The sequence below is a fragment of the Maritimibacter harenae genome (genome assembly GCF_009882975.1).
Lineage (GTDB): Bacteria > Pseudomonadota > Alphaproteobacteria > Rhodobacterales > Rhodobacteraceae > Maritimibacter > Maritimibacter harenae.
The window spans coordinates 1-6,420 of sequence record NZ_WTUX01000065.1 but is presented as its reverse complement, the minus strand read 5'-3'; the positions used below and the strand labels follow the sequence as shown (position 1 = coordinate 6,420).

The 6,420-nt window shown below is 62.2% G+C and carries 5 protein-coding genes; 1 reads left to right on the top strand and 4 read right to left on the bottom strand.

Annotation, left to right across the window (positions count from 1 at the left end):
• Positions 1-359 precede the first annotated feature (359 nt).
• Entirely contained in the window at positions 360-1,781 is a 1,422-nt protein-coding gene (locus GQE99_RS20450; RefSeq protein ID WP_235917316.1) for a hypothetical protein, read from the top strand.
• A 207-nt stretch (positions 1,782-1,988) separates the two neighbouring features.
• On the opposite strand, the gene GQE99_RS20445 is transcribed toward GQE99_RS20450, so the two are convergent.
• From GQE99_RS20445 to GQE99_RS20430, 4 genes are read right to left on the bottom strand one after another with little or no spacing between them, the layout of a single operon-like run.
• On the bottom strand, positions 1,989-2,735 hold the full coding sequence (locus GQE99_RS20445; RefSeq protein ID WP_008335487.1) for a FadR/GntR family transcriptional regulator: 747 nt from the start codon (positions 2,733-2,735) through the stop codon (positions 1,989-1,991).
• A 50-nt stretch (positions 2,736-2,785) separates the two neighbouring features.
• Positions 2,786-4,381, bottom strand: coding sequence for a class I adenylate-forming enzyme family protein (locus GQE99_RS20440; protein ID WP_202531007.1), 1,596 nt, complete (start codon positions 4,379-4,381; stop codon positions 2,786-2,788).
• Between the two features lie 11 nt (positions 4,382-4,392).
• Positions 4,393-5,283: a MaoC/PaaZ C-terminal domain-containing protein gene (locus GQE99_RS20435; protein WP_161353803.1), complete on the bottom strand. Its 891-nt coding sequence runs from the start codon at positions 5,281-5,283 to the stop codon at positions 4,393-4,395.
• A complete protein-coding gene (locus GQE99_RS20430) occupies positions 5,270-6,289 on the bottom strand; it encodes a hypothetical protein (RefSeq protein WP_161353802.1) in 1,020 nt (339 codons plus the stop codon). Before GQE99_RS20430 ends, GQE99_RS20435 begins: the two co-directional genes overlap by 14 nt.
• Positions 6,290-6,420 lie beyond the last annotated feature (131 nt).

The window sequence follows — 6,420 nt, the reverse complement described above, 5'->3', positions numbered from 1 at the left end:
TGAGGAAGCTTCTGAACAGAAATATCAGGGGGGTCACTTTTGGACGCCGATTACCCCAATACAGGGGTCAATCTTGCATGCCGGTTCACATTCGAAGGGTAGAGTAACCATAAACGCTGATTAATCAAAGAGATCAGCGTCGCGACTTTTCAGCTGTTCCGCTTTGGCAACGGCCCTAAAATCTTGTGTCTGACGTCCGGAGCCGATCAGCAGTTGTGCATTGGCGCAATTTCGAAAAACGCTTTGACCTTACGTAAATATGAACTTGACACTCATAAATTTAGCCATCTACGTTTATTGACAGGATGGCGGGACGAGAGGAGCTCTGCGCCATCCAAAACACAACCTGGAGGAGAACCATGTTTCGATTTTCATATCGGGCGGGGCAGAAGATGCTTTGCCTAGCGCTTGCGGCCAGCCTTGCAGCCCCTGTCTCGGCACAGGACAAAACCCCATTCCGCGAGCATAGCGGCGTTCTGCCCGACGGCACTTCCTGGCTCATCCGCGTCCCGGAGAACTGGAACGGCCGCCTGTTGCGCGATCTCGATTTCGCCAGCTTCATCCATGTCCCGGGCTACGCGCCCCGTTATGAAGATCTGCTGGCGCGCGGCTATGCCTTTGCCGGTCTGGCGCGCCATCCCCTCCGGCTCTGGCAATACGATCCGCAGCGCGAGATCCTGAACCTCCAGACCGTTCAGGACACCTTCACCCAGCTCGAAAGCGAGCCCGACATGGTGATGCAATACGGATGCTCCGGCGGCGGTCTGGACAGCCTCGCCTCGGCCGAAGATTACCCCGACAAGATTGACGGCTCGGTGGTGCTTGCGGCCCATACACCGGTCTGGATCATGAACAGTTTTCTGGACGGTTGGTTCGCGATGCGGGCGCTGCTGGCGGAAGATTTCGTGGCACAGGGCCTGGGCCAGGCCTCGGATCTGACGGTCGCTGGTCTGCCGAACGCAGGCGCGGGCGGCGATCGTAACCTTGACGCAATCCGAGCGTCGTGGAAGAGCGCTATCGAAAACGCGGGCAAGACGCCCGAAGGTCGCGCCCGTCTGGCGCTCGCCTTTGCCATTGGTCAGTGGTCGCCCTGGATGGTCGAGGGAACCGACCTGCCCGACACGTCCGATACCGCCGCGATGGCTGACATGGTGGTAAAATCGGCGATGCGTAATGCCGGCAATGTCGGCGGCACCGCGCGGCTGCTCTTCGAAAATGCGGCGTCGGGTCAGCAGTTGTCCGGAAACGAAGGCGTCGACTACGCCGCGTTCTACGCCAACGCCGCACCGGCGATGAAACAGCTGGTCGAGGCGCTATATGCCGAAGCCGGGCTGGACCTTCAGGCCGATCTTGCGACGATTGAGGCTGAACCCCGGATCGCGGCGTCGAACTATGCGCTCGACTTCTGGGCCGGGGACGGACGCACCACGACCGGAGAGCTCGAAGTTCCCGCCATCCGGATCCACATGCTGGGAGACTGGGCCATCCCCTATTCGCTGATGCAGGGGTACGAGGCGCTGGTCGAACAAACCGGCACCACCGACCTCTATCGGCAGGCCCTCGTTCAGGGGACCGGGCACTGCGAATTCATGGCCGCAGAAAGCAGCGTGATCGTTGAAATTCTGGCCGAACGGATCGAAACCGGCACCTGGCCGGAGGTCACGCCCGAGGCACTCAACACGGCCGCGGCCGCGCTGGAGACGGGATCCGATCCCCGCTTCGTCGAATTTGGCGACTGGCGCGTTGGGGCGTACAACCGTCCCTGGACGCCGAGCCAATGACCCCTCGCGGGGTCTGCCCACCTGGGTGGACCCCGCCCCTAGCCTGACAGGAGCTCGACGTTGCGCGTCAGCAAGACAGACTACCGGATCAGCATCGCCAGTAGGAATTCAGGCGACCGACAGACACATCGGATGACGACCGGCGCGAGACCTCCCCGCGCCGGCTTTTTCGTAATCTAGGGCACGCTTGGAATGCCTATCGTGTCATTATGTGGAGACGAAGGGATTGATCTCGAAATCGTAGGGCAAGCCGACGAGGTCCCAACCACGTTTGAGGTCCGCGACGTGCCGCGCCATCCAAAGCTCGGCCTCGTCCGGATCCTGCCGCTCGACGGCGTCGAAGATCTTTTCATGCGCTGCCATCTCGCGCGGCCGGGCCTGCTCGAGCACCGGTTTGAGGTGCCGCGAGGCCGGAAAAAGCAACTGCCCGATCGGGAAACGGGTCAGTAGAAGCGCGACATTGTTGCTCGCCTCCGCAATCAATGCGTGAAACGCGAGGTCGATCTCGTAATCCGCCCGTCCTGTTTCCATCGCATCCCGGAATTCGATCAGGTTTGCCCGCAGCGGAACCAATTGATCTTCTGTCCGGTGGATTGCCGCCAGTCTCGCCGAAAGCGGTTCGACCTCACGACACACCTCCCAGAGTTCGAGGAACGTAATGCGTGACAGGACCATGGCATCGGTGGCGCGCGGCGCGATCTGCGACGTGTCCGGGATCGACACGAAAAGTCGCCGGCGTCCCGAACGCCGGACCAGCCCGTCGGCTTCGAGCTGACGGATCCCCTCGCGCACGGTGGACCTGTTGACCCCAAGTTTCTCGGCAAGACTGAGCTCCGACGGAAAGGGCTCACCCGGTTGGAGACTGCCCGACAGGATGAGTTTGCGGATCTCGCGCGACACGACCTGATAGGCCGGCGGCGCCGACAACGCCTCGATTTTTAGGTCTTGAACCATTGTGCTCCCATAGTTCCGCGCACCGCGCCGACCTTGATCACCGCAAGGTGTCAGGCCGTCTTGATGTCCCGCAGCACGTTCTTCAAGACCTTGCCGTTCGCATTGCGCGGCAATGGCCCATCCAGAAAGGTCACGAGGTCGGGAACCTTATAGTCGGATAGTCGGGCAGAACAATAATTTTTGATCTCGTCCGCGTCCACCTGATTTCCATCCAGGAAAATGTAGGCGTGCACCCGCTCGCCCAACACGTCGTCAGGGACGCCCACCACTGCCGCTTCAACGACCAAGGAATGCGACGCCAGCACGTCCTCGACCTCGATACAGTAGACCTTGAAGCCCGCGCGGTTGATCATGTCCTTCTTGCGGTCGAAGACGCGGACGAAGCCATTCTCGTCTTTTGAACCGATGTCGCCCGACACCCAGTATCCGCCGGTGAACCCCTTGGCATTGCCTTCCGGGTTCTCCCAGTATCCCGGCACCACCATCGGTCCTCCGATCAGAAGCTCTCCGCTTTCGCCGGGGGCCACTTCACGACCAGCGTCGTCGACCACGATGATGTCAGCAAGGGGCAGCACCTGTCCCACAGTATCGGCATGTTCTGCGATCTGGCCGCCCGGCATGATGGTGACCGGCGATGTGGTTTCGGTCGACCCGTAGACATTGTGCAGCACCATGTTCGGCAGGTCCCTTGCCAGCGCCGCAATTGTGGATTGCGGCATAGGCGCACCGCCGAAACCGGCCACCCTCCAGCAGTCCAGATCAAAGGAACGGAAATCGGGGTCGAGCAGGCACAGATTGTACATCGCGGGAACCATCAGCGAATAGTTGATCTGTTCCTTCGCGGCCATTTCAAGGAATCGGCGCGCCTTGAACTCGCGCACGATGACTGTCGTGCCGCCGACGTGAATAGCCGACAGAATGATGGCGATCAGGCCGGTAACATGACTCGCCGGGACTGAAAGGAAAGCCACGTCGCCCTCCTGCAATTTGAAGGCCCAGGCGTAGTGCATCACCGAATGGATGCTCGACACGTGGGTCAGCATTGCGCCCTTCGGCTTCCCCGTGGTGCCCGACGTATAAAGCAGGCAGAGCGTATCCTCTTCCTCCACATGAGGAAATTCAGTTCCGGCTTTCGCGGCTGCCGGAATGGCGGACAAAGGTTCGGACTCCGGATAGCCTCCGTCCTCGCCGACCAGATAGACAGCCCGCAACTGCGGCACATCTGACCTAGGCGGGATGTTCTCGGCATGTTTCGCGTCAGCAATGAGCGCCGAGGAGGTGTTCTGGTTCAACACGAACTCGATTTCCGGCATCCGCTGCCGGGTGTTGAGCGGGACCGAGATCAGCCCGGCCCGCGCAATGGCCAGGACCGCCACGACAAACTCCAGCTCGTTGCCCATCAGCAGAGCGATCCGTTCACCGGGTTGGAAGCCGAGTGCCATCAGGCCCGACGCCATCGCCTCGACCTGACGGTCGAGGTCCGCGTAGGTGACACGCCGCTCTTCGTCTATGACGGCGACGCGGTCGGCGAACCCTGCCACTGCCGTGCGAAACATCGCGTCGACGTTCCGGGGACGGTCGGCAAAGCAGCGCACCACCCGATCTCCATATAGCACCTCGTGTCTGATCCGGGGCAGATCGTTCATGTCATCCTCCATCACGTCGTACTCTGTTCGGCCCGGCCAGCCGCGTCGCGGGCTACTTCCGGGGTGTCTTTTGGCTCCGCAGCAAAGCGGATTTCTCCGTTGTCGATTACGACGCGGCCACGGCTATGGGCGCGGAACGCGACCCCCCCGGGCTGGTCCCAGACTTCCAGCACTATCATGTCGCCAGGAAAGACCGGTGCGGTGAACCGACAGTCCATCGCCTGGATCGAAACTCCAGGGCGTTGCTCCATGATGGCCCGGCAAAGGTGGCCATAACTGGACAGCCCGTGCAGGATCGGGCGGTCGAACCCGGCATCCCTAGCAAAAGCGGGATCCACATGCAGCGGATTGTCGTCACCCAGAAGCCGATAGATCAGCGCGGCATTCGCTGCCGTGGGAACATGCAGCACTATGTCGGCTGCGCGCGAGGGTAGAGGCCCGGGCGCGGGCGGGCGGCCGCCCGGGCCACCGACCCCACCATCACCACGGCACAGGGCGCGTTGCGTCACGGTCGCCAGATGCCGACCGGTGGCGGCATCGCGCACCTCGCGTTGACTGATCACCAGCGCCCCGCGCCCCTCGCCTTTATCGTGTATGGCGACGATGCGCGGCGTTGCGATGACATGACCCGCCACGGGCAGATCGCCGAACAACTCGAAGCGCTCCGATCCGTGCACCGTGAACCGGTCGTCCAGATCGATCTCGGGGCGTGCGTACCAGTTTCCCGGATAGGCCGTCACGGTGGCCATCGACGCAATCGCCCGAAGGTCCCGCTCGTAGACGAGATCCAGGGCATCCGGGCCGGCGCCGACCCCGAGCGCGTACAATATGGTGTCGCGATGGTCGTAGCGATGCTCAACCGGCGCGAAATCATGGGACATCAGCCTGTCATAGCGCGACATGATCGGTCTCCTGTCTTACGGGAACGCCTTCGATCCATGTGCTCAGCACCTCCGGGACCGTACCGGCGCCAGGTCTTTTGTCGAGGATCGCGAAGTCGGCGTAGAACCCCGGCCGAAGCATTCCGCAAATATCGCCGACCCCTGCCCGCCGCGCCGCGTGGACTGTCAGCGCTGGCAGTCGGTCCGCAGACAGAGGCCTGGCACAAGCAGCACCGGAGACTGAGGTTTCTTGGTCCAGCGATTGTATCGTCGTGTCAAAGGATGTGTCTGTGGTAATCTGGCTGGCCAGTCGGATTCCTTCGCCCATGCGGTCTGCTTGACTGGCAAGAGTGTGGGGATCCATGCCTGAACCCGACGTAACGTCGTCCAGAACGACGGCCCAGCCTGCGCGATGCAGGCGCGCTGCTTCGGCTAGCGCCGCCTCAACCCCGCTGCCCGCTACGGATGGCAGAGGCACGCGCATGGTGTCGTACCGGATCAAATCGTGACCCATCCCCGGCGCCAGCGGCTCGCCTTGCCAATCGGCCCGCAGCGCCGGCCCGATGCCGCCCCGCAGCCTGAGACGATGCCGCCGCAAAAGCAGCTCTGCCAAACGGTCATGATCCGCCCAGTCCGCGCCGAGGTCCAAGAGTTCCACGGTCGTGATCCCCTGACGGACCAGCCCTGAAATCCACAGATCAAGGCTCAGCGCATCTCGGTCGGGCGGCAGGCGCTGTCCCGTGGCGATGAGCCCGGGCACCACAACGCGCCCTTCCAGATCGGTGACGCGAGTCATACGTCCGCGGGCAGGGATCAGCTTGTCCGCCGCGCCGACATGCTGAATCACCCCTTCACGGATCGCGATGGCGCCGACCACCGGACGTAGCGGATCCATCGTCAGGATGGGTCCGCCATGAAGGATCAGGTCTGCCGGCAGATTCGCACCCGGCGCCAGCCCCCCGCGACCAAGCTGGGGATCGTAGGGGACGGACGGCCCGAATGCGGCCTGCTCGCAAAAACGGCACATGACTGTCCCTGCCTTACTTCACCGCGAGAACGTTCAGCGGTGTCAATCGGCATTGAAGTTTGACCCCCTATCGGCATCCAATATTGACCCCCTTGGTGGTGAGCAGGCCCGGCGCTGCGTAGCCCTCACAT

Coding starts and splice junctions, on each gene's coding strand:
- GQE99_RS20450 (WP_235917316.1), top strand. CDS start 360: ATGTTTCGATTTTCATATCGGGCGGGGCAGAAGATGCTTTGCCTAGCG.
- GQE99_RS20445 (WP_008335487.1), bottom strand. CDS start 2,735: ATGGTTCAAGACCTAAAAATCGAGGCGTTGTCGGCGCCGCCGGCCTAT.
- GQE99_RS20440 (WP_202531007.1), bottom strand. CDS start 4,381: ATGAACGATCTGCCCCGGATCAGACACGAGGTGCTATATGGAGATCGG.
- GQE99_RS20435 (WP_161353803.1), bottom strand. CDS start 5,283: ATGTCGCGCTATGACAGGCTGATGTCCCATGATTTCGCGCCGGTTGAG.
- GQE99_RS20430 (WP_161353802.1), bottom strand. CDS start 6,289: ATGTGCCGTTTTTGCGAGCAGGCCGCATTCGGGCCGTCCGTCCCCTAC.